We start from the raw sequence: 25,825 nt of genomic DNA on the forward strand, positions 1-25,825 counted from the left end.
AAGGGTCAGGAGCAGGCCGGTCAGGGCCAGGAAGGGAAGCAGGAGCGTGCGGGCGATGCGGGGGCGCATGACACTTCCTGTCGGAGTGTGGGGGGCGTGTGCTCGGTCTCAGACCTCGTCGCGGCGGAGCGAGGGCTTGAGTTCCTTCAGCCGGCCGAGCAGGCCGTTCACGAACGAGGGCGACTCGTCCGTGGAGAACTCCTTCGCCAGCTGCACCATCTCGTCGAGGACGACGGCGTCCGGCGTCGCATCGACCCAGATCAGCTCGTAGGCGCCGAGCCGCAGGATGTTGCGGTCGACGACGGGCATCCGGTCGAGCGTCCAGCCGACGGAGTACTGCGCGATCAGCTCGTCGATGCGCTTCGCGTGCTCCGCGTAGCCCTCGACCAGCTCCATCGTGTACTCGCTGACCGGCGGCTGCCGGGTGTCCGCCCGGGAGAGCCGGATCCAGTCCGCGAGGACGGTCAGCACCTCGGCACCGCGCTGGTCCCCCTCGAAGAGGATCTGGAAGGCGCGCTTACGGGCCGTGTTGCGGGCAGCCACGGTTAGCTGTTCACCCGGCCGAGGTAGTCGCTGGTGCGGGTGTCGACCTTGATCTTCTCACCCGTGGTGATGAAGAGGGGCACGTTGATCTGGTGACCGGTCTCCAGAATGGCGGGCTTGGTGCCGCCGGTGGAGCGGTCGCCCTGGACGCCCGGCTCGGTCTCCTGGATGACGAGTTCGACGGCGGCGGGCAGCTCGACGAAGAGCACCTCGCCCTCGTGCTGCGCGACGGTGGCGGTGAAGCCCTCGATCAGGAAGTTCGCGGCGTCGCCGACGGCCTTGCGGTCGACGTGCAGCTGGTCGTAGGTCTCCATGTCCATGAAGACGAAGTACTCGCCGTCCATGTAGGAGAACTGCATGTCGCGCTTGTCGACGGTGGCCGTTTCGACCTTGACGCCGGCGTTGAAGGTCTTGTCGACGACCTTGCCGGAGAGCACGTTCTTGAGCTTGGTGCGCACGAAGGCCGGGCCCTTGCCGGGCTTGACGTGCTGGAACTCGACGACGGACCAGAGCTGGCCGCCTTCGAGCTTGAGCACCATGCCGTTCTTGAGGTCGTTCGTGGAAGCCACGGTTGCGGAATCTCCTGGACTGACGTACGACCCCGGTGCACGCGCCTGCCTACCTACAGGGCGAGCAGCTCCTTGGTCGTGATGGTGAGTAGCTCGGGTCCGCCGTCCGCCTCGGGGCGGACGACGAGCGTGTCATCGATCCGGACACCGCCCCGGCCCGGGAGGTGGACCCCCGGCTCGACGGTGACCGGCACGCAAGCGTCCAGTTTACCCATGGCCGCGGGACTCAATTGAGGGTCCTCGTCGATTTCGAGCCCGACGCCGTGTCCGGTCAGGACCGTGAGGCCTTCCGTGTACCCCGCGGAGTCCAGGACCTGGCGGACGGCGCGGTCGACGTCCCGGCAGGCGGCGCCGGGTACCAGGCTCTCACGCCCGGCTCGCTGGGCTGCGAAGACCAGGTCGTAGAGCTCGATCTGCCAGTCCGCGGGAGCGGTGCCGATGACAAAGGTGCGGCCGATCTCGCAGCGGTATCCGCGGTAGGTCGCGCCGAGGCAGACGGAGAGGAAGTCGCCCTCCTCGACGCGGCGGTCGCTGGGCCGGTGGCCGGGACGGCCGGCGTTCGGGCCGGTGGCGACGGACGTGGCGAAGGCCGGCCCGTCCGCCCCGTGATCGACGAGCCGTCTTTCGAGTTCGAGCGCGAGATGGCGTTCGGTACGGCCGACGAGAATCGACTCCAGCAGTTCGCCGAGGGCCTGGTCGGCGATCTCGGCGCCGATGCGCAGACAGGAGATCTCCTCCTCGTCCTTGACGACCCTGAGCTGCTCGACGGCGTTGCCGAGGTTGGTCAGGCGCAGCCGGGGGGTGACCGAGCCGAGGGCTCGGTGCCGGGCCACGGTGAGGTGGTGCTCCTCCACGGCGAGGGAGTCGGCGCCCTGGCCCGCGGCGGCGTCGGCGGCCGCGACGGCCGGGTCACCGCCGCCGATTCCGGGCAGCGCCTGTACCCGCAGGGCTTCGTCGGGACGCTCCTGCGTGGGGCGGTCGGCCGTGGGGCCGGCACACACCAGGAGGTCCTGCTCCTCGGTCCTGCCCAGCAGGAGTACGGCGCCGGGCGGGGCCGCGCCCGCGAGATAGCGCACATTGGCGGGGCGGGAGACCAGCGCCGCCGCGCTGCCGCCCGCGTTGCAGTAGTCCCTCAGACGCGTCCGGCGGGCCGCGTACACCTCTGACATGACCCGAGCGTATGAGCTCCGCGGGTCCGGCGCCGTTCGGGAGAGGCCGAGTGGGGCAGCAGGACGTCTGTCGTACGCGAGCCGTGGGGCATCGCGCGGTCCCCGTGTCCCTACGGGGCTCTCACCACTGGGGTGGGCTGGCGATGGAGCGGGCCAGGACGTCGTCCAGTACGCGCGCCGTCTCCGGGACGTCCATCTGCGAGTTGTCGATGATCGGCAGGCCCGAGCCGTACCACCCGGCCATGCGGCCGTGGATGCGGGCGACCTCCTCGTCCGACAGCCGCCGGTTCCCCGAGCGCTCCGCGTTGCGTTCCAGGACGATGTCCAGTCCGGGCAGGAGGACGACCGGCAGCAGGCCGGGGCCCACGTGACGCTTCCAGCCGCCGAGGCCGACCACCGGACGGTCGGGGAAGACCGCGTCGTCGAGGATGCACGAGATGCCGTTGGCCAGGAAGTTCCGCGCGGCGAAGCCGCAGGTGCGGCGGGCCAGGCGGTACTGGGCCTCGGAGTGGTCGTTCCACCCCGACTGGGGGTCGGCGAAGCCGGAGCGGACCCACTCGCGTACGTCGTCGAGGCTGATGTGGGCCGTGGGGACCCGGCGATGGTCCGCCCAGAACTTGGCGACGCTGGTCTTGCCCGCGCCCGCGGGGCCGATGAGCAGCACCGCGAGCGTGGTGGCGGCGGGGTCGGGAATCGCCGCGGCGGGCGGGGCCATCGGCATGGCGACCGGGCCGCCGGGCGGCAGCGGCACATGGCCGGTGGTCTCCGGCGCGGGTGGGCCGGAAGCGGGGGGCATGGCCGCGGCCGGTCCGGGCGGAGGCGCCGGATACCCCGGCGCCGGGGGCGACGGGGGCGCGGGCACGGAGCCCTGGTGCGCGCCCGGGTTCGGCGGAACCGGGTGATGTGCGGCCGGCGACCAGCCGGTGGCCGGTCCGTGCCCCGGCTGATGGGGCTGCGGCAGCGGAGAACCCACTGCGTGCTGCATCCGGTGCCACTCCGTCTCGTACAGGCGATGGGCGCTGACAGCGGGGCGGAACCCGCTTGCTACCGAACGGTACCGCCCCCGGTCGTCGATGTGTGAACGGCCGGGGACGGTCCGAAGTGCCCGGCCCCGTAAGGTGATTCCGGGCGGAAGGGGTGCCGGAGGACTTAGGGGTCCTTTCACTATGCCCGTCCGGGTCGCGCGGCCTGGTGCCGCACCTCGCCGCGTTGCCGAAACGCCCTAGTAGCTCCGCTACGAGGGCTTCCCGGCGCCTTGCGATGCACGGCACCAGACCACGTGCCCTGATCGGACGCTCATAGTGAAAGGACCCCTTACTGGCCCACTTCGCCGTACGCGGCGAGCAGCACGGCCGGGTCGGGTCCCTCCAGGACGGTGGGCTTGCCCAGACCGTCGAGGACGATGAAGCGCAGCAGGTTGCCGCGGGACTTCTTGTCGACCTTCATGGTCTCCAGCAGCTTGGGCCACTGGTCGTACCGGTAGTGCAGAGGCAGACCGACCGCTTCGAGGATGGTGCGGTGGCGGTCGGCCGTCGCGTCGTCCAGCCGGCCCGCCAGACGGCCCAGTTCGGCGGCGAAGTGCATGCCGACCGAGACCGCCGCGCCGTGGCGCCACTTGTAGCGCTCGTTCTGCTCGATGGCGTGGCCGAGCGTGTGGCCGTAGTTGAGGATCTCGCGCAGTCCCGCCTCCTTCAGGTCCGACGACACCACGTCGGCCTTGACCCGGATGGAACGCTCGATGAGCTCGGCGGTGTGCGGGCCGGCCGGGGTGCGGGCGGCCTGCGGGTCGGACTCGATGAGGTCCAGGATCACCGGGTCGGCGATGAAGCCGGCCTTGATGACCTCGGCGAGCCCGGAGACGTAGTCGTTGACCGGCAGGGAGTCCAGCGCGGCCAGGTCGCAGAGCACACCGGCGGGCGGGTGGAAGGCGCCGACGAGGTTCTTGCCCTCGGCGGTGTTGATGCCGGTCTTGCCGCCGACGGCCGCGTCCACCATGGCGAGCACGGTGGTCGGGATGGCGATCCAGCGCACGCCCCGCAGCCAGGTGGCGGCCACGAACCCGGCGAGGTCCGTGGTCGCACCGCCGCCGACGCCGATGATGACGTCCGTGCGGGTGAAGCCGGACTGGCCGAGCGCCTTCCAGCAATAGGCGGCGACCTCGGCGGTCTTGGCCTCCTCCGCGTTGGGCACCTGGATGGCGACCGCCTCGTAGCCCTGCCCGGCCAGATCGGCGCGCAGCGCGTCACCGGTCTCGGCCAGCGCCTCGGGGTGGAGGATCGCGATCCGCTTGGCCTTGCCGCCGATCAAACCGGCGAGTTCGCCGAGCAGTTGGCGGCCCACCAGGACCTCGTACGGCTCGGTGCCCGCCGTGCCGCCGACCTGGATTCGCGTCACTGCCTCGCTCATGCTTCCTTCAACTCCAGTGCGTCCAGGGCGACTCGGGTGACCTCTTCGGGGGTCCGGCCGTCGGTGGCGACCACGGCCGTGGCCACCTCCTCGTACAGGTGGCGGCGGGCCTCCATCAGCTCGCGCCACTGTTTGCGCGGGTTGACCGCGAGCAGCGGCCGGGCCGTGTTGAGGCCGGTGCGCTTGACCGCCTCCTCGACGTCCATCGACAGGTACGCCACCCGCTGCCCGGCGAGCAGCGCCCGTGTGTCGGCGTCGAGGATCGCGCCGCCGCCCAGGGCCAGCACCCCGTCGTGCTCGGCGACGGCCCGGCGCACGGCCGCCTTCTCGATCGCCCGGAAGGCGGACTCGCCGTCGTCCACGAAGATCTCGGCGACGGTCCTGCCCTGCTCGGCGACGATGTCGTCATCGGTGTCCCGGTAGGAAACCCCCAGCCGCTCGGCCAGCAACCGCCCGACGGTGGACTTGCCCACACCCATCGGGCCGACCAGGACCACCAGCGGGCCGCTCATCGGATGGCGAGGTTGTCGAGGAACGACGTCACGTTCCGGCGCGTCTCGGCCACCGAGTCGCCACCGAACTTCTCCGCCACCGCATCGGCCAGCACCAGCGCCACCATCGCCTCGGCCACGATGCCGGCGGCCGGCACCGCGGACACGTCGGAGCGCTGGTGGTGCGCCTGCGTCGCCTCGCCGGTCGTGACATCCACGGTCTGCAGGGCACGCGGCACCGTCGCGATCGGCTTCATCGCGGCGCGCACCCGCAACAGCTCACCCGTGGTCAGACCACCCTCGGTGCCACCGGAGCGGCCGGAGGTACGCCGGATCCCCTCGTCAGTCTTCACGATCTCGTCGTGCGCCTTGGAACCGGGGACCCGCGCCAGCTCGAAGCCGTCGCCGATCTCGACACCCTTGATGGCCTGGATGCCCATGAGCGCGCCGGCGAGCCGGGCGTCCAGCTTGCGGTCCCAGTGCACATGCGACCCGAGGCCGACCGGCACCCCGTACGCCAGGATCTCCACTACACCACCGAGGGTGTCGCCGTCCTTGTGGGCCTGGTCGATCTCGGCGACCATCGCCTTCGACGCATCCGCGTCCAGACAGCGCACCGGGTCCGCGTCCAGCTTCTCGACGTCGCCCGGGGTCGGGTAAACGCCCTTGGGTGCCTTCGCCGCCGCCAGCTCCACCACATGCGACACGATCTCGACGCCGGTCGTCTCCTTCAGGTACGACCGGGCCACCGCGCCCAGGGCGACACGGGCAGCGGTCTCCCGCGCCGAAGCGCGCTCCAGGATCGGCCGGGCCTCGTCGAAGCCGTACTTCTGCATGCCGGCGAGGTCGGCGTGGCCGGGCCGCGGCCGGGTCAGCGGGGCGTTGCGGGCCAGCCCCGCCAGAATCTCCGGGTCGACCGGATCGGCGGCCATGACCTGCTCCCACTTGGGCCACTCGGTGTTGCCCACCATGATCGCGACCGGGGAGCCGAGCGTGAGACCGTGCCGGACGCCGCCGAGGAAGGTGACCTCGTCCCGCTCGAACTTCATCCGGGCACCGCGCCCATAACCCAGGCGCCGCCTCGCGAGATGGTCCGCCACCATGTCCGTGGTGATCGGCACACCGGCGGGAAGGCCCTCCAGCGTCGCCACGAGTGCGGGACCGTGGGACTCCCCCGCGGTCAGCCAGCGCAACCTGCTCAACGGTGCTCCTCAGTGCTCGCGCTCTGGTACTGCTGCGTACGCGCCTCGTCGCGTACGGCGACGGCGCGACCGGGTGCGCGGCCCGGTCCGCCGTCTCCGATCCTCCCACGCCGGGGCCCTCACCCCGGCGGCCGGTCCATCAAGCGGACGCGTTCGCGGACGGACCGTCGCCCTGCCGCTGCTGCGGCGCGTAGGCCCCGAGGAAGTCGGCACCGCTCGGCTGCGGCTCGGGCCGGACCTGCTGCGGGGCGTACGCCCCCAGGTGGTCGGCGCCGCTGCCCTGCTGCCGGGCCGGCTGGAGCCGCTGCGGCGCGTACTGCCCCAGGTAGTCCGCTCCGCGTCCCTGCCCGTACCGGGCCGCCGCGTGCACGGGCTGTCCGTCGCGGACGGCACGCCGGTAGGCGATCTTGCGCTTGATCTTGACGACCCACGACGCCACGACGGCGAGCACGATCAGGGCGAGCACCGTGATCTGCACCCAGTCGGGCAGAAAGCCGAGCAGGGACTCGAATATCTGGGACTTGACGGACGCCTGAGGCAAGCCTGTGGACATGACGGACGTTCCCCTCCCCTGTTCCACCCCCTGCGGAACCGGGAGTGGATCTTATCGGTCCGCGAGAGCCCGCTCACCCGCTTTTCGCATGGCCCCCAAAGGCGCCGGGGCGAGCCCCGTCATCAGCTCGACCTGGAGCACGGCCTGGTGGACCAGCAGGTCGAGGCCGCTGACGACGGCACCGCCGTACGTCGACCAGCGGGCGGCGAGGTCGGTCGGCCAGGGGTCGTACAGGACGTCGAAGAGGGCCGCCGGGCGCTCGGGCACCGACCGGGCGAGGGCGTCGGTGACACCGGCAGGCGTGGTGCTGATCACCAGGGGCGCGCGCAGGGCCTGCTCGGCGTCCGCCCAGTCGGCGATGCGGACGGCGACGTCGAGCCGCTCTGCCCACCGCCGCATCTCGGCGGCCCGGGCCTCGCTGCGCACGTAGACGGCGATCTCGCCCGGGCCGATCCGGGACAGCGCGGCCAGCGCGGAGGAGGCGGTGGCGCCGGCGCCGAGGACGGCGGCGGCGTCGACCTTGTCGATGCCGTGCTCGCGCAGCGCCGCGACCATGCCGGGGATATCCGTGTTGTCCCCGACCCTGCGGCCGTCCGCGGTGGTGACGACGGTGTTGACGGCGTCGACCGAGGCGGCGGTCTCGCTGATCTCGTCGAGCAGCGGGATCACGGCCCGTTTCAGCGGCATGGTCAGCGAGAGCCCGGCCCACTCGGCGCCGAGCGTCTCGAAGAACGCGGGCAGCCCGGCCTCGTCCACCTCGAACCTGTCGTACGTCCAGCCGGTCAGGCCCAGCTCCCGGTAGGCGGTGCGGTGCAGGACCGGGGAGAGCGAGTGGGCGATCGGGGAGCCGAGTACGGCGGCTCGGCGTGCTGCGGCCATCAGGGTCTTCCTCAGTTGTTCCGCGAGGCGTTGAACTGGTCGACCAGCTTCTGGTGTTCGGCGTTCGTCTTCGTGAACTTGCTGGTCTTGCCGTCGAGCGAGATGAAGTAGTACCAGCCGTCGTCCGTCGGGTTGAGGGCGCCCTTGATGGCGTCCTCGCCCGGGTTGTCGATCGGACCGGGCGGCAGCCCCTTGTGGAAGTACGTGTTGTAGGGGTTGTCGTAGTTCCGCAGCTCGCTCAGGCTCAGGTCGATCTTGCTCTGGTTCTTGATGTAGTTGTAGGTGGAGTCGAACTCCAGCATGCCGTTGGTCTGCGGGTTCGGCTTCATGCGGTTGTAGATGACCTCGGCCATCTTGCGGAAGTCGTCGTGACTGGTGCCCTCGGCCTGGACCAGGCTGGCGACGGTGACCAGCTGCCACGGGTCTTCGAGTCCGAGGCTCTCGGCCTTCTTCTCGACCCCGAGCTTCGCGTACGTCGAGGTGGCCCGCTCGACCATCTGCTTCAGGACGGCCTCGGGCTTCTGCCCCTCGCTCACGCCGTAGCTGGAGGGGAAGAGGAAGCCCTCCAACGGGTCCTTCACGTCGGCGCGGTTCTGCGCCCAGGAGGGCAGGCCGAGCTTCTTGTAGTCCTTCTCGGCGACCGCTGCGGTGGTGCCGGCCTTGACCTTCAGGCGCTTGTCGATGAGCCGGTAGATATCGGCGTTGCGCTTGCCCTCGGCGATGATCAGATTGTCTCGGCTCTTCGGACTGAGCATCAGTTCGACCGCACTCTCGGCCGACATTTGCTTCTGCAGCGTGTAGACGCCGTTCTGGATGCTCTTGCCGTTCGGGTTCTCCTGCTGGGCCGCGACGAACGCGTCGACGCTCTTGACGACCCCCGCGCTCTTCAGCACCTGGCCGATCTTGTACCCGAGCGCTCCCTCGGGGATCTCGACGGACACCTGCTGCCCGTTGCCGTCGCCCGCGAAGTCCGGGGCGTCGCCGAAACGATCCTGGTAGAACCGGTAACCGAAGTAGCAGACGCCGCCCAGGACGCCGCCGAGCGCCACGACGACCAGCAGGCAGGCCATGCCGCTGCGGCGCTTCTTCGGTTTGCCGCCGCCCCGCCCCCGCTTGTCCTCGCGCCCGCGGCGCTCCTTCGGCTCGTCGCCGTCGTCCTCGTCGTCCCCGCCCGCGAAGAAGGCGTGTTCACCCTGGTCAGGGCCGGGATCCCAGTCCGTCTCCGGTTCCTGCGCGGGCTCGGCCCCCCGCCGGCCGGGCGTCTCGGGAGGCGGATACGCGTCAGTCGTGCCGTAGTGGTCCTGCTGGTCCCCGTCGTACGCACCGGTCTGCTGCGCGTACGGGTCCTGGGGATCGCCGGGGTACGCGACCTGCTGGTGCGGGTCGTTCGACCAGCCGGAGTTGTCGTACTGCTGCTGGTGGTGGTAGCCCTGAGCCTGCTGCGGTCCCTGGTCCTGCCGGCCGGGGTACTGCTGATGGCCCTGGGGTTGTGCCGCGTACTGCTGGTCGTACGGGTACTGCTGCTGCGCCTGACCGTATCCGGCCTGGTCACCGGTACCCCAGTCGCCGTACTGCGGCTGCTGCGGGTAGTGCTGCGGCTGGCCGCCGTACGGGGACTGCTGACCCTGCTGGGCCTGCTGTCCATCCCATCCGCCGTCCCCGTACAACGGGTCCTCCGGATGCCACGGTTCGGAGCCTTGGCCCCGGCCATACTCAGTCATCGATCCCCTAGAGCCGCGAGGCGGCGGTCGCGCGGCTTCCGGCCCGGCTTCCGTTCCGCCTCTTGCTGTGCGGCGGCTGTTCGAACGCCGCCGCATCGCGCGGAACGTTACCGTATCGCGATCAGATGACCACTTCGACGCCTTCGCCGGGTGCTTTGCCTGACACCCGTTCGGATTCGAGGGCCTGTTGCAGGATGATCACGGCCGCTGCCTGGTCGATGACGGACCGGCCCTTCTTGGACTTCACGCCCGAGGCGCGCAGTCCCTGACTGGCCGTCACCGTCGTCATGCGTTCATCGACGAGTCTCACCGGAACCGGGGAGATCATGCGGGCCAGTTCCTGGACGAAGCCCCGGACCTTGACCGCGGCCGGGCCCTCGCCCCCCTTGAGGGAGCGCGGGAGACCGACCACCACCTCAATGGGCTCGTACTCCTCGACGAGTTGCTTCAACCGCCGTCGAGCCGCCGGGATGTCGCGCCCCGGGACCGTCTCCACCGGGGTGGCGAGGATCCCGTCGGGGTCGCACGAGGCGACCCCGATGCGGGCGTCCCCGACGTCGATCGCGAGTCGACGTCCTCTGCGCATGCTTTTCCGACCCGTCTCTTACTTGGCGGTCTCGGTGACCAGGCGCTCCACGGCGTCCACGGCGTCCCCGATGGCGGCCGGGTTCTGGCCGCCGCCCTGGGCGACGTCCGGCTTGCCGCCACCGCCGCCGCCGAGGGTCTTGGCCGCTGTGCGCACCAGCTCGCCGGCCTTCAGCCCGCGCTCGCGGGCGGCCTCGTTGGTGGCGATGACCGTCAGCGGCTTGCCGTTCGCCACGGTGAAGAGGGCGACGACGGCGGCCCGTCCGCCCTGGATCCGCCCGCGCACGTCGAGGACGAGCTTGCGCAGGTCGTCGGCGGTGGTGCCGTCCGGGACCTGGCCGGTCACGACAGCGATGCCACGGATGTCCTTGGCGGACTCGGCGAGACCGCCGGCGGCCTGGAGGACCTTCTCCGCGCGGAACTTCTCGATCTCCTTCTCGGCGTCCTTCAGCTTGCCGAGCATGGCGGAGACCTTCTCGGGGAGCTCCTCCGGACGCCCCTTGATCAGCTCCTGGAGCTGGGCGACCACCGTGTGCTCACGGGCGAGGAAGTTGTAGGCGTCCACACCGACCAGGGCCTCGATGCGGCGGACACCGGAGCCGATGGACGATTCGCCGAGCAGCTTCACCAGTCCGAGCTGGGCGGTGTTGTGCACGTGCGTGCCGCCGCACAGTTCCTTGGAGAAGTCGCCGATGGTCACGACGCGCACGCGCTCGCCGTACTTCTCGCCGAACTCGGCGATGGCCCCCTGCTTCTTGGCCTCGTCGATACCCATGACGTCGGCGCGGACGTCGAGGTCGCGGGCGAGCACCTCATTGATCTTCTGCTCGACGTCGGTCATCGCGGCCGTCGGAACGGCGGACGGGGAGCCGAAGTCGAAGCGGAAGCGGCCGGGCTGGTTCTCGGAACCGGCCTGGGCGGCCGTCGGGCCGAGGGCGTCGCGCAGGGCCTGGTGGGTCAGGTGCGTGGCCGAGTGGGCACGGGCGATGGCCTTGCGGCGGCGGTCGTCGATCGAGGCGTGGGCCTTGGCGCCGACGGTCACCTCGCCGACCTGGACGACGCCCTTGTGGACGTAGACGCCCGGGACCGGCTTCTGGCAGTCGCGGATCTCGATGACGGCACCGGTGTCGACCTTGATACGGCCGGTGTCGCCGATCTGGCCACCGCCCTCGGCGTAGAACGGGGTGCGGTCGAGGACGATCTCGACCTCGTCGCCCTCGGTGGCGGCCGGGGAGGAGGCGCCGTCGACGAGGATGCCGACGATCGTGGACTCGCTCTCGGTGTCGGTGTAACCGATGAAGTCGGTGGCACCGGCCTGGTCGGCGATCTCACGGTAGGCGCCGGCGCCGGCGTGCCCGGTCTTCTTGGCCTGGGCGTCGGCCTTGGCTCGCTCCCGCTGTTCCTTCATCAGGCGGCGGAACCCGTCCTCGTCCACGGAGAGGCCCTGTTCGGCGGCCATCTCCAGGGTGAGGTCGATCGGGAAGCCCCAGGTGTCGTGGAGCAGGAAGGCCTTGTCGCCGGGCAGGACGCTGCCGCCGGAGGCCTTGGTGTCGCTGACGGCCGTGTCGAGGATGTTGGTGCCGGCCTTCAGCGTCTTGAGGAAGGCGTTCTCCTCGGCGAGGGCGACCTTCTCGATGCGCTCGCGGTCGGTGATGAGCTCGGGATACTGCTGGCCCATCATCTCGATCACGGTGTCGATCAGGTCCTTGACGACCGGACCGGTGGCGCCGAGCAGGCGCATGTTGCGGATGGCGCGGCGCATGATGCGGCGCAGCACGTAGCCGCGGCCCTCGTTGCCGGGGGTGACGCCGTCGCCGATGAGCATCACGGAGGTGCGCATGTGGTCGGTGACCACGCGCAGGGAGACGTCCGAGCCGTGGGCGTCGCCGTAGCGGACGCCGGTCAGCTCGGTGGCCTTGTCGATGACGGCCATCGAGGTGTCGATCTCGTACATGTTCTGCACGCCCTGCAGAATCATGGCGAGACGCTCGAGGCCGAGGCCGGTGTCGATGTTCTTGCTGGGCAGGTCCCCGAGGATCTCGAAGTTGTCCTTGCCGATGCCCTCGCCCCGCTCGTACTGCATGAAGACGAGGTTCCAGATCTCCACGTACCGCTCGTCGTTGACGGCGGGGCCGCCCTCGGCGCCGAACTCGGGGCCGCGGTCGTAGTTGATCTCGGAACACGGGCCGCAGGGGCCGGGGACGCCCATGGACCAGTAGTTGTCCTTCATGCCGAGGCGCTGGATGCGCTCCTTCGGCACACCGACGACCTCGTGCCAGATGCGCTCGGCCTCGTCGTCGTCCTTGTAGACGGTGATCCACAGGCGCTCGGGGTCCAGGCCGTAACCGCCCTTGTCCTGGGGGCCGGTGAGCAGCTCCCAGGCGAGCTTGATGGCGCCTTCCTTGAAGTAGTCGCCGAAGGAGAAGTTGCCGCACATCTGGAAGAACGTGCCGTGGCGGGTGGTCTTGCCGACTTCTTCGATGTCGGGCGTGCGCACGCACTTCTGCACGCTGGTGGCGCGCGAGAACGGCGGCTTGACCTCACCCAGGAAGTAGGGCTTGAACGGCACCATGCCGGCCGGGACGAGGAGCAGAGTCGGGTCGTCCGCGATGAGCGACGCCGAAGGGACGACGGTGTGACCGCGCTCCTCGAAGAAGCTCAACCAGCGGCGGCGAATCTCAGCCGACTCCATCAGTGGTCCTCATTCCGGTTGTACGGGTACGTCTGGTACGCCGAACCCTCGACGTACTTCGGGTGGTTGCGGTTCTCGATGGCCGTGTGGCGCCGGGGTGCCGGCAGCTCGGGCTTCTCGTTGATCCCGAGGGCGTCGCCCAGCTCGGCCTCCCGCACGGCCATGTTGTCCCGGACGTCGAGCGCGAAGCCCACGGCACGGTCCTTGAGGCGGTGACCGGCCTCGATCGCCTTGTTGCCCGCGGTTCTGGCGAGGCTCTCGGGGGTCAGCTGCTTCAGCTTGCGATTGACCTTGGTGGTGGCCCAGACACCGGCGGCGACACCCGTGCTGAACCAGAAGGTACGGCGGAACATCGCTGGCTCTCAGTCCCTCTTCCCTCGGGCGCTGCGCCGGGTGACCGTGCGGCCCACGATCACGGTACGCCGGGGCGCCTTGGCGGGCACGTCCTCCTTGCGGCCGCCGAGGGCCCGGCGCACGCCGTAGCCGAAGGCCGCGACCTTGACCAGGGGGCCGCCGAAGGTGGAGGCGACGGTGGTCGACAGCGCCGAGGCGTTCGACGTGACCTCCTGGACGTCGGAGGCGATCGAGTCGACCCGGTCGATCTGGGTCTGCGCGGAGCGCACCGCCGCGGAGGCGTCGGCCAGCAGCGGGACGGCCTGATCGGTCACGTCCGCCACGAGCTTGGTGGTCGCCTTGAGCGTCTGGGCCACTCTCGCCAGCGCGACGGCGAGGAAGGAGACCAGGATCGCCCAGAAGACGGCCACCAGGATCCCGGCAACCTCTCCACCGGACACTGTGTGCACCCGCTCCCTGAAACGTGCCTGAACATCGAAAAAGTCGTGCGACGAGCCTATCGCGCCGGGGGTGGCGCTCCGTACCGGATTACCCGCGGGGAGCTCGCCGATCGCGAAAGCCCGCCGCCCCGCCCGCCCACAGGGGCGGGGAGACGACGGGCCGGAGTACCGCGTGCCTGCCGAGGATCAGCGGGCGTAGTACTCGACGACGAGCTGCTCGTCGCAGATCACCGGGATCTCCTTGCGGTTCGGCTCGCGGTCCAGGCGGAACGCCAGGGACTTGAGGTTCACCTGGAGGTAGCGCGGGATCTCACCGTCGGGGGCGAAGCCACCCTCACGAGCGATCGTGAAGAGGGTCTTCTCCTTGGAGCGCTCACGGACCTGCACGACGTCGTCCGGACGGACACGGAAGGAGGGCTTGTCGACCTTCTTGCCGTTGACGGCGATGTGGCCGTGCACGACCATCTGGCGGGCCTGGTAGATCGTGCGGGCGATGCCCGAACGCAGAACCAGGGCGTCGAGACGGCGCTCCAGCTCGATGATCAGGGCCTCACCGGTCTTGCCCTGGACCTTGGAGGCACGCTCGTAGGCGCGCACGAGCTGGCGCTCGGACACGTCGTACTGCGCGCGCAGACGCTGCTTCTCGAGCAGACGGACCTTGTAGTCCGAGTTCTGCTTGCGGCCACGGCCGTGCTCACCCGGCGGGTAGGGGCGGGCCTCGAAGTACTTGACGGCCTTCGGGGTCAGCGCGATGCCGAGGGCACGCGACTTCTTGACCTTGGGGCGGGACTGGTTCGCCACTGTTTTCGCTTTCCTTGTATCGGCTTGTCAGGGTTGAGGGAGGTCGCATCCGCAGCCGGGGAAACCCGCCTCGGTCCTGGTGGACCTCGGTGGGCAGCCGCTCCCCTGGTCTGGGCACATACGTGCAGCACGCGAGTGGCCCACCGACCGGTTCCGTCGTGCGACGGTGGTGGTGGGCTGCCCGCGACACCGTTCGACGGTGCGCGACGCTCCTGGAGCCGATCCCGGAGGATCGGGACTCCGGCCGACTGCCCCGTTCTGACTGCACGGGACGCGGCACTCCGAGCGAGTTTACAGGGTGCTCAGGACCGCTTACGACCGAGGTTCTTCCGGGTCCACTCCACCGCGTCCGCGTAGCGGGCCTCCGCGCCGTGCCGGGTCGGCTCGTAGTACTCACGGTCCTTCAGCTCGTCCGGGGCGTACTGCTGGGCCGCGATGCCCTCGGGCAGGTCGTGCGGGTAGACGTAGCCCTGGCCGTGACCCAGCTTGGTCGCGCCCTTGTAGTGGCTGTCGCGCAGGTGGGCCGGCACGGGTCCGGCCAGTCCCTTGCGGACGTCCTCCAGGGCGGCGCCGATCGCGGTGGTCGCGGCGTTGGACTTGGGTGCCAGGGCGAGGGCGATCGTGGCGTGGCCGAGGGTGAGCGCGGCCTCGGGGAAGCCGATCATGGCAACGGCCTGGGCGGCGGCGACCGCCGTCTGCAGAGCGGTCGGGTCGGCCAGGCCGATGTCCTCGCTGGCGGAGATCATCAGGCGCCGGGCGATGAAGCGGGGGTCCTCACCGGCCTCGATCATCCGGGCCAGGTAGTGCAGGGCGGCGTCGACGTCGGAGCCCCGGATGGACTTGATCAGGGCGCTGGCCACGTCGTAGTGCTGGTCGCCGTCGCGGTCGTACTTCACGGCCGCCCGGTCGACCGTCTCCTCCAGGGTCGTCAGGCCGATCTCCGCCTCGCCCTTGTCGAGGGCGGCCCCGGCGGCCGCCTCCAGGGCGGTGAGGGCGCGGCGGGCGTCGCCGCCGGCGATGCGCAGGAGGTGGCTCTCGGTCTCCTCGGGGAGGGTGACGGCGCCGCCCAGGCCGCGCTCGTCGGTGAGGGCGCGCCTGATGAGGCTCCTGATGTCCTCGTCCGTGAGCGGTTCGAGGGTGAGCAGCAAGGAGCGGGACAGCAGGGGGGAGATCACCGAGAAGTACGGGTTCTCCGTCGTCGCCGCGATGAGCGTCACCCAGCGGTTCTCGACGGCCGGGAGCAGGGAGTCCTGCTGGGCCTTGCTGAAGCGGTGGATCTCGTCGAGGAAGAGGACGGTCTCCTTGCCGTAGCCGCCGGAGGCGCGGCGGGCGCCGTCGATGACCGCGCGGACCTCCTTGACGCCCGCGGTGATCGCGGACAACTCCACGAAGCGGGCGTCGGTGGCCTTGGAGACGACGTAGGCCAGGGTGGTCTTGCCGGTGCCGGGCGGGCCCCAGAGGAGCACCGAGGAGGGGCCGGCCGGGCCGGAGGCCTCCCCGACCAGTCTGCGCAGGGGCGAGCCCGGCTTCAGCAGGTGCTGCTGGCCCACGACCTCGTCGAGGGTGCGCGGGCGCATCCGCACCGCCAGGGGGCTGCTGGACGGCTCCTTCTCCTGGCGTTCTTCGGCTGCGGCGGTGAACAGGTCGGGCTCCACGTCAGAAACCCTAGTTCACGGCACTGACAATCCGGCCGGGCCCCGGAACCGGGGGCTCAGCTGAACCAGAAGTCCCACCAGCGGGTCAGGACCAGCATGCCGATGATGCCGATGTGCAGCACGGGCATGACCCAGGTGAACTCGCCGAAGAAGGTCTTGAGCCAGCCCGGGGCGGGCAGGAAGCCCTTGCGGATGTTGAACGAGGTCACGTACCAGAACATCAGGATCGTGGCGACCCAGGCCAGGCTGCACCACAGGCAGAGCGCGTTGATCCGGTACAGGGACTGGAACATCAGCCAGGCGCAGAAGCCCACGCCGAACAGGCAGCCGGCGTTGAAGGTGAGCCAGTACCAGCGCGGGAAGCGGGCGCGGGCGAGCAGGCTCACGCCGACGCCGACGACGATGCCGTAGGCGACGAGGCCGAGCATCGGGTTCGGGAAGCCGAAGACCGCGGCCTGCTTGCTCTCCATGACGCTGCCGCAGGAGACGACCGGGTTGAGGCTGCAGCCGGGCGTGAACGTCGTGCCCTCGATCTTGGCCTCGAGGATCTTGAACTTGTCGATCGTGATGACCCACGAGGCGAGCAGTCCGGCCGCGCCGGTGATCACCAGCAGCAGGGCCAGGGCCCGGCTGCCGCCCTCCGCGCGGGGCGCGGCCTCGGCGCGCTCCGGCTCGGACTCCGTGGAGACGTCCCTGACTGTCGTCTTGCTCATCACGCCGATTCCGTCACTTGAGACTGAACATCTTCGGGCATGGCCATTGTGCCGCACGGGTGCCGGTGTCCACCGTTCAGTGAACATAAGGAGGTCCGCCCGGTCGCCCCTGGGGGTTGTGTTTCGGCCGACGTGCGTCGCAGGGCAGCACAAAGGTGCGAAGCACCGGGAGAGGGACGGCGAAGGCGCCGAACCCCGGTCGGATGTCCGGCGCCTTCAGGCAGGCTGAGCGCTGGCTGGCTAGCCCAGCCGGGCTTCCAGCTCTGCCACGATCTCGTTCACTCCCACCGCCGTCTGCTCGCCCGACTCCATGTCCTTGAGCTGGACGACGCCCTCGGCGAGGTCGCGTTCGCCGGCGACGACCGTGTAGCGGGCGCCGCTGCGGTTGGCGTTCTTCATGGCGCCCTTGAGGCCCTTGCCGCCGTAGGAGAAGTCGGCCGCGATGCCGTTCTTGCGCAGTTCGGTGACCTTGGCGAACAGGACCCGGCGGGCCTCCTCGCCGAGCGGGACGGCGAACACGCTGGTGGTGGCCGGGAGTTCCAGCTCGACGCCCTCCGCCTCCAGCGCGAGGACCGTGCGGTCGACGCCGAGGGCCCAGCCAACGGACGGCAGCGCGGGGCCGCCGATCATCTCGGAGAGGCCGTCGTAGCGGCCGCCGCCGCCCACCGCGGACTGAGAGCCGAGGCCGTCGTGGACGAACTCGAAGGTGGTGCGGGTGTAGTAGTCCAGGCCGCGGACCAGCTTCGGGTCGTCCTCGAAGGCGACGCCCGCGGCCGTGATCAGCTCGCGGACCTCCTCGTGGTACGCCTTGCACGCGTCGCACAGGTGGTCACGCAGCAGCGGCGCGTCCCCGAGCTGCTTCTGCACCGACTCGCGCTTGTCGTCCAGGACGCGCAGCGGGTTGATCTCCGCACGCCGCAGGGTGTCCTCGTCCAGGTCCAGGCCGCGCAGGAACTCCTGCAGCGCCGACCGGTAGACGGGGCGGCACTCCTGGTCGCCCAGGCTGTTCAGCAGGATCCGGAAGTCCCTCAGGCCCAGCGAGCGGTACGCCTGGTCGGCCAGGATGATCAGCTCGGCGTCCAGCGCCGGGTCCTCCGCGCCGATCGCCTCGGCACCGACCTGGGAGAAGTGGCGGTAGCGGCCCTTCTGCGGACGCTCGTAGCGGTAGTACGAGCCGGAGTACCAGAGCTTGACCGGGAGGTTGCCGGCCTTGTGCAGATTGGCCTCCAGCGCCGCGCGCAGGACGGACGCCGTGCCCTCGGGGCGCAGGGCGAGCTTGTCGCCGCCCTTGGTCTCGAAGGCGTACATCTCCTTGGTCACGATGTCGGTGGACTCGCCGACCCCGCGCGCGAAGAGCTCGACGCTCTCGAAGCCGGGCGTCTCGATGTAGCCGTAGCCGGAGTTGCGCAGCGGCGCGGCGATGGCCTCGCGGACCGCGAGGTACGTGGCGCTGTCCGGCGGGATCAGGTCGTACGTGCCCTTGGGGGCCTTGAAGGTGCTCACGGAAGGTCTCGTCACATTCCTCGTCGGGGAGCCTCGAAGGCTCCCTGGCCGGCCGCCACCTGCCGCAGATACGGGTTGGTGGAACGCTCCTGGCCGATGGTCGTCTGGGGGCCGTGGCCGGACAGCACCACGGTCGAGTCGTCGAGCGGCAGGCACACGCGGGCCAGCGAGTCGAGCATCTCGGCCATGTCACCGCCGGGCAGGTCGGTGCGTCCGATGGAGCCGGCGAACAGCAGGTCGCCCGAGAAGAGGATCGGCGGGACGTCCGCCGCCTCGGGCAGGCCGAAGGTCACCGACCCCTTGGTATGGCCGGGCGCATGTGCGACGGACAGCTCCAGGCCCGCCAGCTCCAGCTTCGCCCCGTCGGCCAGTTCCTTGACGTCATCGGGCTCCCCCACGGTCAGCTCACCCAGCAGCGGCATCCCGATGGACCGGCCGATCCCCTTCTCGGGGTCGTTCATCATGTACCGGTCGTCGGGGTGGATCCAGGCCGGCACGTCGTGGGCGCCGCACACCGGGACGACCGAGGCCACGTGGTCGATGTGGCCGTGGGTGAGGACGACGGCGACCGGCTTGAGCCGGTGCTTCCTGACCGCTTCCGCGACGCCGTCGGCGGCCTGATGGCCGGGGTCGATGATCACGCACTCCTCACCGGCGGCAGGGGCGACGAGGTAACAGTTCGTCCCCCAGGCCCCGGCGGGGAACCCGGCAATGAGCACGATCGTCCTTCGTTGTGTCGGTACGGGCGGCTACGGCTGCGCACAGAGCCTACCGGCGCTGCCGATTCCTCAGCGAACCCATATACGGTACGGGGCACACGCAGGCGCTCGGCACACAGGACGCACGCGTACCGGTCGATGTATCAGACCCAAGAGGAGAGAACCCGGTGGTCAGCCAGGAACAGCGGCGGCGTCAGCTCGCCCGGGAGAAGTTCTTGCGGCAGCAGCAGCGACGCACGGACGCGCGACGCAAGGCCCGTATCCGCAACTCCGTGATCGCCTCGGCTCTCGGCGTGGTCGTGGTGCTCTCGGTGACGGTCTTCCTGACCAAGCCGTTCGAGGACGACGGCAAGACGGAGAACGCCAACGCGGACGTCACGCCCAGCGCCACGCCCAGCAAGGCCCCGGACCCGTGCGAGAAGCCCGCCCCGGGCAAGGTCAAGTCGGAGACCTGGAAGAAGGAACCGCCGCTGACCATCGACAAGTCGGCGACGTACACGATGAAGCTGGACACGACCTGCGGCGAGATAGACGTCGCGCTGAAGGCGTCGGCCGCGCCGCGCACCGTCAACTCGTTCAACTTCCTTCTCGGCAAGGGCTACTTGGACCACAGCAAGTGCCACCGGCTCACGGACCAGGGCATCTACGTCCTGCAGTGCGGCGACCCGAAGGGCACCGGCATGGGCGGACCGGGCTACACCATCCCGGACGAGAACCTCAAGGACAAGAGCCTCAAGGGCGGGGTGTACCCGGCGGGCACGGTCGCGATGGCGAACCAGTACAACGCGCAGACGAAGCAGGGCCGCGACAGCGGCGGCAGCCAGTTCTTCCTCGTCTACCAGGACAGTCAGTTGCCGCCCGACTACACACCGTTCGGCACGGTGTCGGAAGCGGGCATGAAGGTTCTGCAGAAAATCGCCAAGGCGGGGGCGCAGGCTCCCGACCCTCAGACGGGCAACACGGCGCCCAACGCGACGGTCGTGATCAACAAGGCCACGATCACCGAATCCTGAGCCCGAACTGCGTAATTTCGGTCGCGCGGGATGCGGACACGCCCCCCGCCGGTCGCCTATGTTGGCCGTGACGAAACTGTGGACGATGCCCGGGGGAGCTACAGGCCCCTCGCAGGCATCATGTGGAGGAGGCGCTGTGAGCAGCGACCCGTGGGGCCGCGTCGACGAGACGGGGACCGTGTACGTGCGTACGGCCGACGGCGAGCAGGTCGTCGGTTCCTGGCAGGCGGGCTCCCCCGAGGAGGCGCTGGCCTATTTCGAGCGCAAGTACGAGGGCCTGGTTGTCGAGATCGGCCTCCTCGAGAAGCGAGTGAAGACCACCGACCTGTCGGCGAAGGACGCCCACGCCGCCATCGGCCACATCCGGGAGCAGGTCGACGCGCATCACGCGGTGGGCGACCTGGACGCCCTGCGGGTCCGGCTGGACAAGCTCGTGGAGCTGGTGGAGGCGCGCCGTGAGGAGCGCAAGGCGCAGCGGGCGAAGCAGTCCGACGAGGCCCGCCACGCCAAGGAGGCGCTGGTCGCCGAGGCGGAGGAGCTGTCCCGGTCCGACCAGTGGCGGGCGGCCGGTGAGCGGCTGCGGGCCCTGGTGGACACCTGGAAGGGCCTGCCGAGGCTGGACCGCAAGTCCGACGACGAACTGTGGCACCGGTTCTCGCACGCCCGGTCGGCGTTCTCCAAGCGGCGCAAGCAGCACTTCGCGCAGCTGGACGCGCAGCGCGAGGAGGCCCGCAAGACCAAGGAGCGGCTGGTCGCCGAGGCCGAGGCGCTGTCGAACTCGACGGACTGGGGCGTGACGGCGGCGCGTTACCGCGAGCTGATGTCCGAGTGGAAGGCCGCGGGCCGTGCCCAGCGCGAGCACGAGGACGACCTGTGGAACCGCTTCCGCGGCGCCCAGGACGTCTTCTTCGCGGCCCGCAGCTCGGTCTTCGCGGAGCGGGACGCGGAGCAGACGGAGAACCTCAAGCACAAGGAGGAGCTCGCCGAGGAGGCCGAGAAGCTCCTGCCGATCACGGACCTGAAGGCGGCCCGCGCCGCGTTCCGGAACGTGAACGAGCGCTGGGAGGCCATCGGTCATGTGCCGCGCGACGCCCGGCCCAAGGTCGAGGGCCGGATGCACGCGGTCGAGCGGGCCATCCAGGAGGCCGAGGAGGCCGAGTGGCGCCGGACGAACCCGGAGGCACGTGCGCGTGCCGAGGGTCTGACCGGTCAGCTCCAGGCCGCCGTGGACAAGCTGCGGGGCCAGATCGAGCAGGCCCGGGCGCAGGGCAACAACGCCAAGGCCGACAAGCTCCAGCGTGAGCTCGACGGCCGGCAGGCACTGCTGGACCAGGCGCTGAAGGGCCTGCAGGAGTTCGGCGGCTGAGCAGTCGGTCGACAGCCGGTCGAAGAGGGGCTCCCGTACACCGTGTACGGGAGCCCCTTTCGTGTGGTCCTGCGGCGACCGGCTACGACCTGCTGCGCGCCGACGTCACCCGGTACACGTCGTAGACGCCCTCCACGCCCCGGACCGCCTTCAGGACGTGGCCCAGGTGCTTCGGGTCGCCCATTTCGAAGGTGAAGCGAGAGGTGGCGACGCGGTCCCGGGAGGTCTGGACGGCCGCGGACAGGATGTTGACGTGCTGGTCGGACAGCACCCGGGTGACGTCCGACAGCAGCCGGGAGCGGTCCAGGGCCTCGACCTGGATGGCGACCAGGAAGACCGAGGACTGGGTGGGCGCCCACTCGACGTCGAGGATGCGCTCGGGCTCCCGGGACAGCGAGTCGACGTTCACACAGTCGCTGCGGTGAACCGATACGCCGCTGCCGCGGGTGACGAAGCCGATGATGGGGTCGCCCGGGACAGGTGTGCAGCAGCGGGCCAGCTTGACCCACACATCGTCGACGCCCTTGACGACCACGCCCGGGTCGGCGCTGGAGCGGCGCTTGCTGCTGCGTCCGCGGGCCGGCGGGACCGACTCGTCGATCTCCTCGGTGGCGGCCTCCTCACCGCCCAGGGCCTGGACCAGCTTCTGCACGATGTTCTGCGCGGAGACATGGCCCTCGCCGATCGCCGCGTACAGGGCGGAGATGTCGGCGTAGCGCATCTCGTGCGCGAGGGTCACCAGGGAGTCGCCGGTCAGGATGCGCTGGATCGGCAGGTTCTGCTTGCGCATCGCGCGGACGATGGCGTCCTTGCCCTGCTCGATCGCCTCGTCGCGGCGCTCCTTGGAGAACCAGGCGCGGATCTTGTTGCGGGCGCGCGGTGACTTGACGAAGCCGAGCCAGTCGCGGGAGGGGCCGGCGCCGGCCGCCTTGGAGGTGAAGACCTCCACCAGGTCGCCGTTGTCGAGGGTGGACTCCAGCGGGACCAGCCGGCCGTTGACGCGGGCGCCTATCGTGCGGTGGCCCACCTCGGTGTGCACCGCGTAGGCGAAGTCGACCGGAGTAGCCCCGGCCGGGAGCGCTATGACGTCGCCCTTGGGGGTGAAGACGAAGACCTCGTTGCGCGAGAGGTCGAAGCGCAGGGACTCCAGGAACTCGCCCGGGTCCTCGGTCTCCTTCTGCCAGTCCAGGAGCTGGCGCAGCCACGCCATGTCGTTGAGGTGGTCGTCCTTGCCCTTGCCGGACGACTTGGGGGCGTCGCTGCGCACCTTGGACGCGCCGGCGACGGCCTCCTGCTTGTACTTCCAGTGCGCGGCGATGCCGTACTCGGCGCGGCGGTGCATGTCGAAGGTGCGGATCTGCAGCTCGACCGGCTTGCCGCCGGGGCCGATGACCGTCGTGTGCAGCGACTGGTACATGTTGAACTTGGGCATCGCGATGTAGTCCTTGAACCGGCCGGGGACCGGGTTCCATCGCGCGTGCACCGTGCCGAGGGCCGCGTAGCAGTCGCGGACGGTGTCCACGAGGACGCGGATGCCCACCAGGTCGTAGATCTCCGCGAAGTCACGGCCGCGGACGATCATCTTCTGGTAGACGCTGTAGTAGTGCTTCGGGCGGCCGGTGACGGTCGCCTTGATGCGGGCCGCGCGCAGGTCCTGCTGGACCTCGTCGGTGACGATGGCCAGGTACTCGTCGCGCTTGGGCGCCCGCTCGGCCACCAGGCGGACGATCTCGTCGTACATCTTGGGGTAGAGGATCGCGAAGGCGAGGTCCTCCAGCTCCCACTTGATGGTATTCATGCCCAGGCGGTGGGCGAGCGGCGCGTAGATCTCCAGGGTCTCGCGCGCCTTCTTCTCCTGCTTCTCGCGCTTGAGGTAGCGCATGGTGCGCATGTTGTGCAGGCGGTCGGCCAGCTTGATGACCAGGACGCGCGGGTCCTTGGCCATGGCGACGACCATCTTGCGCACGGTCTCCGCCTGCGCGGCCTCGCCGAACTTGACCTTGTCCAGCTTGGTGACGCCGTCGACGAGCAGGGTGACGACGTCGCCGAAGTCGCGGCGCAGGTCCTCCAGCCCGTACTCGGTGTCCTCGACCGTGTCGTGCAGCAGGCCCGCCATCAGCGTGGCCGGATCCATGCCCAGCTCGGCGAGGATGGTGGTGACGGCGAGCGGGTGCGTGATGTACGGATCGCCGCTCTTGCGCTTCTGGCCGCGGTGCCACCGCTCGGCGACCTGGTAGGCGCGCTCGATCTGGCGGAGGGTGGCCGTCTCGATCTTCGGGTCGTTGCTGCGCACTATCCGCAGCAGCGGCTCCAGCACCGGGTTGTACGGGTTCGCGCGCTGGACACCGAGCCGGGCCAGCCGGGCGCGGACGCGGTTGGAGGAGCCGGAGCGGGCCGGCTGTCCGGCGGCCTGGCGCACCGCGGGCGGCGGGGTGGGCTTGGGCCGCGACTGCTCGGCGGGCTTGTCGACCGGTGCCGCCTGGGCGTGCTCGACCGGCCCGCGGCTGTCGTTCGTCGCGTGGGGCGCGCTCGGCGCGGGCTTCGCCGCGGCCGCCGAGGCGGACTCGGGCTTGGCGGCGGTCAGGTGCTGGGCCTCGTCTGGCAAGAGGACTCCTCGTGCGCGATCCGGGTCCCCCGGTCAGGCTCCGGACCCCCATGGTAGCGATCCTGAGCTCCAGGATCGTCTTCAGGCCGTGTGAGGACCGTCTACCCCGGAAACGCACGAGGCGGGCACCGGATTCCTCCGGGCCCGCCTGCGCGGTGTGGTGCCGGTGTCGCCGGACCGCCACGCGGTCGCTAGACCGTGAGCAGCGCCTCCAGCGGGGCGCCGTTCAGCGCCGGCTCCAGGCGGGCCCGGCCGCTCAGGAAGCCGAGCTCCATGAGGACGGCGAGACCGGCCACCTCGGCGCCGGCCCGGCGGATGAGCTGGACCGAGGCCTCGGCGGTGCCGCCGGTGGCGAGGACGTCGTCGACGATCAGGATCCGATCGCCCGCGGTGAGGTCCTCGGCGTGCACCTCGATCTCCGCCGAGCCGTACTCCAGGTCGTAGGCCTGGGCGAGGGTGGCTCCGGGGAGCTTGCCCGCCTTGCGTACGGGGATGAAGCCCAGGCCGGCGCGGACGGCGACCGGGGCGCCGAGGATGAAGCCCCGTGCTTCCAGGCCGACGACCTTGGTGGCGCCGGTGCGCTCGGCGATCTCGGCGAGGGCGTCGGTCAGCGCGGTGAACGCCGACGGGTCCGCCAGGAGCGGGGTGATGTCCTTGAACATCACGCCCGGCTCCGGGTAGTCGGCCACGTCGCGGATGCGGCTGAGCAGCAGCTCCCTGATGTCGGTCATCGACGCTTCCCCGAGGGACGGCCGCGGCCGCGGTTGCGGGAGGCGGGCTGGTTGCGGGGGCCGACGACCGCGGGTGCGGCGTCCTCGGGCTCGTCGGCGTAGGTCTCCTCACCGCCCTGCGCGTCGAGCGTCTCGCCCTTGGCGTCGGACTGGGCCCGCTTGGCCAGGACGCGCTTCTTCAGGGCCTTCATCGCCGGCTCGCGCTCCTTGAGGTCGGCGACGAGCGGCGTGGCGATGAAGATCGAGGAGTAGGCACCGGCGGCGAGGCCGACGAACAGCGACAACGAGATGTCGTTCAGCATGCCGGCGCCGAGGACACCGCCACCGATGAACAGCAGGCCCGCCACCGGCAGCAGCGCGACCACCGTGGTGTTGACGGAGCGGACCAGGGTGCTGTTGATCGACCGGTTGGCGACGTCGCTGTAGGTCCAGCGGGTCTGTTTGGTGAGGTCCTTCGTCTGTTCCTTGAGGCTGTCGAAGACCACGACCGTGTCGTAGAGCGAGTATCCGAGGATGGTCAGCAGACCGATCACCGTGCCCGGGGTGACCTCGAAGCCGACCAGGGCGTAGATGCCGACCGTGATGGTGATGTCGTGGATCAGTGCGACGAACGCGGCCACGGCCATGCGCCACTCGAAGGCGATCGCCAGGTAGATCACCACCAGGACCAGGAAGATCCCGAGGCCCTGCCACGCCTTGTTCGCGATCTGCTCACCCCAGCTGGGGCCGACCAGTTCGGCGTTGATCTGCTCCGGGTCGATCTTGAGGTCCTCGGCGAGGGTGTTCTTGATCTGGTTCGCCGCGCCCGTGTCGATGCCGGCGACCTGGATGCGCAGGCTGCCGTCGCCGAGCTTCTGGACGATCGCGTCGTGGCCGGAGGCCTCTTCCGCGTACTCCTCCGCCTGGGCCACCGATGCGCTGGTGCTCTTCGGGGTGTTGAAGACGGCGCCGCCCTGGAACTCGATGCCCATGTTCAGGCCCCGCACCGCCAGGCCGACGATGGCCAGGATGGTGATCAGGATGGAGACGCCGTACCAGATCTTGCGGTTCTTGACGAAGTCGTAGCCGACCTCGCCGCGGTGCAGTCGGGCGCCGAGGGTGCCGAGTTTCGACAT

At 70.1% G+C, this 25,825-nt stretch carries 24 protein-coding genes; 2 read left to right on the forward strand and 22 right to left on the reverse strand.

The features are described 5' to 3' along the window. Window positions 1–108: 108 nt before the first annotated feature. The 19 genes from nusB to ABTX62_RS26545 all read right to left on the reverse strand — a co-directional run bounded on the left by nusB (window position 109) and on the right by ABTX62_RS26545 (window position 18,995). Window positions 109–543, reverse strand: coding sequence for a transcription antitermination factor NusB (gene nusB / locus ABTX62_RS26455; protein WP_283972558.1), 435 nt, complete (start codon window positions 541–543; stop codon window positions 109–111). Window positions 544–545: 2 nt separating this feature from the next. Beyond that, complete coding sequence (gene efp / locus ABTX62_RS26460) at window positions 546–1,112, reverse strand: elongation factor P (protein ID WP_031138970.1); 567 nt, start codon at window positions 1,110–1,112, stop codon at window positions 546–548. Between the two features lie 53 nt (window positions 1,113–1,165). After that, window positions 1,166–2,281 carry an aminopeptidase P family protein gene (locus ABTX62_RS26465; RefSeq protein ID WP_352118552.1) on the reverse strand — a complete coding sequence of 372 codons (1,116 nt, stop codon included), beginning with the start codon at window positions 2,279–2,281 and terminating at the stop codon, window positions 1,166–1,168. Between the two features lie 121 nt (window positions 2,282–2,402). Continuing rightward, complete coding sequence (locus ABTX62_RS26470; protein ID WP_352118553.1) at window positions 2,403–3,266, reverse strand: Pro-rich N-terminal domain-containing protein; 864 nt, start codon at window positions 3,264–3,266, stop codon at window positions 2,403–2,405. Between the two features lie 329 nt (window positions 3,267–3,595). Then, complete coding sequence (gene aroB, locus ABTX62_RS26475; protein ID WP_352118554.1) at window positions 3,596–4,687, reverse strand: 3-dehydroquinate synthase; 1,092 nt, start codon at window positions 4,685–4,687, stop codon at window positions 3,596–3,598. Then, window positions 4,684–5,199 (reverse strand): shikimate kinase, encoded by a 516-nt coding sequence (locus ABTX62_RS26480; protein WP_352118555.1) that lies wholly within the window; start codon window positions 5,197–5,199, stop codon window positions 4,684–4,686. The genes aroB and ABTX62_RS26480 overlap by 4 nt, the downstream gene beginning before the upstream one ends. Then, a complete protein-coding gene (gene aroC / locus ABTX62_RS26485; protein ID WP_283972563.1) occupies window positions 5,196–6,380 on the reverse strand; it encodes a chorismate synthase in 1,185 nt (394 codons plus the stop codon). Before aroC ends, ABTX62_RS26480 begins: the two co-directional genes overlap by 4 nt. A 139-nt stretch (window positions 6,381–6,519) precedes the next feature. Next, window positions 6,520–6,933: a hypothetical protein gene (locus ABTX62_RS26490; protein ID WP_352118556.1), complete on the reverse strand. Its 414-nt coding sequence runs from the start codon at window positions 6,931–6,933 to the stop codon at window positions 6,520–6,522. 51 nt (window positions 6,934–6,984) lie between these two features. After that, window positions 6,985–7,812: a shikimate dehydrogenase gene (locus tag ABTX62_RS26495; RefSeq protein WP_352118557.1), complete on the reverse strand. Its 828-nt coding sequence runs from the start codon at window positions 7,810–7,812 to the stop codon at window positions 6,985–6,987. 11 nt (window positions 7,813–7,823) lie between these two features. After that, on the reverse strand, window positions 7,824–9,533 hold the full coding sequence (gene mltG / locus ABTX62_RS26500) for an endolytic transglycosylase MltG (RefSeq protein WP_352118558.1): 1,710 nt from the start codon (window positions 9,531–9,533) through the stop codon (window positions 7,824–7,826). 121 nt (window positions 9,534–9,654) lie between these two features. Then, window positions 9,655–10,119 (reverse strand): Holliday junction resolvase RuvX, encoded by a 465-nt coding sequence (gene ruvX, locus ABTX62_RS26505; RefSeq protein WP_352118559.1) that lies wholly within the window; start codon window positions 10,117–10,119, stop codon window positions 9,655–9,657. A gap of 18 nt (window positions 10,120–10,137) precedes the next feature. Further along, entirely contained in the window at window positions 10,138–12,810 is a 2,673-nt protein-coding gene (gene alaS, locus ABTX62_RS26510) for an alanine--tRNA ligase (protein ID WP_352118560.1), read from the reverse strand. Then, window positions 12,810–13,163, reverse strand: a complete 354-nt coding sequence (locus ABTX62_RS26515; RefSeq protein WP_352118561.1) for a hypothetical protein — start codon at window positions 13,161–13,163, stop codon at window positions 12,810–12,812. The genes alaS and ABTX62_RS26515 overlap by 1 nt, the downstream gene beginning before the upstream one ends. 9 nt (window positions 13,164–13,172) lie before the next feature. Further along, entirely contained in the window at window positions 13,173–13,613 is a 441-nt protein-coding gene (locus ABTX62_RS26520; protein ID WP_352118562.1) for a DUF948 domain-containing protein, read from the reverse strand. A 177-nt stretch (window positions 13,614–13,790) separates the two neighbouring features. Further along, window positions 13,791–14,405: a 30S ribosomal protein S4 gene (rpsD, locus tag ABTX62_RS26525; protein WP_062925769.1), complete on the reverse strand. Its 615-nt coding sequence runs from the start codon at window positions 14,403–14,405 to the stop codon at window positions 13,791–13,793. Between the two features lie 302 nt (window positions 14,406–14,707). Further along, window positions 14,708–16,060: a replication-associated recombination protein A gene (locus tag ABTX62_RS26530; protein WP_352118563.1), complete on the reverse strand. Its 1,353-nt coding sequence runs from the start codon at window positions 16,058–16,060 to the stop codon at window positions 14,708–14,710. 56 nt (window positions 16,061–16,116) lie between these two features. Further along, the gene (locus ABTX62_RS26535) at window positions 16,117–16,773 is read right to left on the reverse strand and encodes a vitamin K epoxide reductase family protein (protein WP_352118564.1); all 657 of its coding nucleotides are present in this window, start codon (window positions 16,771–16,773) and stop codon (window positions 16,117–16,119) included. A 240-nt stretch (window positions 16,774–17,013) separates the two neighbouring features. Beyond that, window positions 17,014–18,276 carry a histidine--tRNA ligase gene (gene hisS / locus ABTX62_RS26540; RefSeq protein WP_352118565.1) on the reverse strand — a complete coding sequence of 421 codons (1,263 nt, stop codon included), beginning with the start codon at window positions 18,274–18,276 and terminating at the stop codon, window positions 17,014–17,016. Window positions 18,277–18,287: 11 nt separating this feature from the next. Next, complete coding sequence (locus ABTX62_RS26545; protein ID WP_352118566.1) at window positions 18,288–18,995, reverse strand: MBL fold metallo-hydrolase; 708 nt, start codon at window positions 18,993–18,995, stop codon at window positions 18,288–18,290. Window positions 18,996–19,162: 167 nt separating this feature from the next. Here ABTX62_RS26545 and ABTX62_RS26550 point away from each other — a divergent pair, with 167 nt between their 5' ends. After that, window positions 19,163–20,008: a peptidylprolyl isomerase gene (locus ABTX62_RS26550; RefSeq protein ID WP_352118567.1), complete on the forward strand. Its 846-nt coding sequence runs from the start codon at window positions 19,163–19,165 to the stop codon at window positions 20,006–20,008. 136 nt (window positions 20,009–20,144) lie between these two features. Further along, a complete protein-coding gene (locus ABTX62_RS26555) occupies window positions 20,145–21,374 on the forward strand; it encodes a DUF349 domain-containing protein (RefSeq protein WP_352118568.1) in 1,230 nt (409 codons plus the stop codon). Window positions 21,375–21,456: 82 nt separating this feature from the next. Here ABTX62_RS26555 and relA read toward each other — a convergent pair whose 3' ends face one another. The 3 genes from relA to secF form a co-directional block, all read right to left on the reverse strand. Then, window positions 21,457–23,979 carry a GTP pyrophosphokinase gene (relA, locus tag ABTX62_RS26560; protein WP_352118569.1) on the reverse strand — a complete coding sequence of 841 codons (2,523 nt, stop codon included), beginning with the start codon at window positions 23,977–23,979 and terminating at the stop codon, window positions 21,457–21,459. 191 nt (window positions 23,980–24,170) lie between these two features. Beyond that, entirely contained in the window at window positions 24,171–24,710 is a 540-nt protein-coding gene (locus tag ABTX62_RS26565; protein ID WP_352118570.1) for an adenine phosphoribosyltransferase, read from the reverse strand. After that, window positions 24,707–25,825, reverse strand: coding sequence for a protein translocase subunit SecF (gene secF / locus ABTX62_RS26570; RefSeq protein WP_352118571.1), 1,119 nt, complete (start codon window positions 25,823–25,825; stop codon window positions 24,707–24,709). The genes ABTX62_RS26565 and secF overlap by 4 nt, the downstream gene beginning before the upstream one ends.

The sequence above is a fragment of the Streptomyces sp. NPDC096046 genome, assembly GCF_040303285.1.
Taxonomy (GTDB): domain Bacteria; phylum Actinomycetota; class Actinomycetes; order Streptomycetales; family Streptomycetaceae; genus Streptomyces.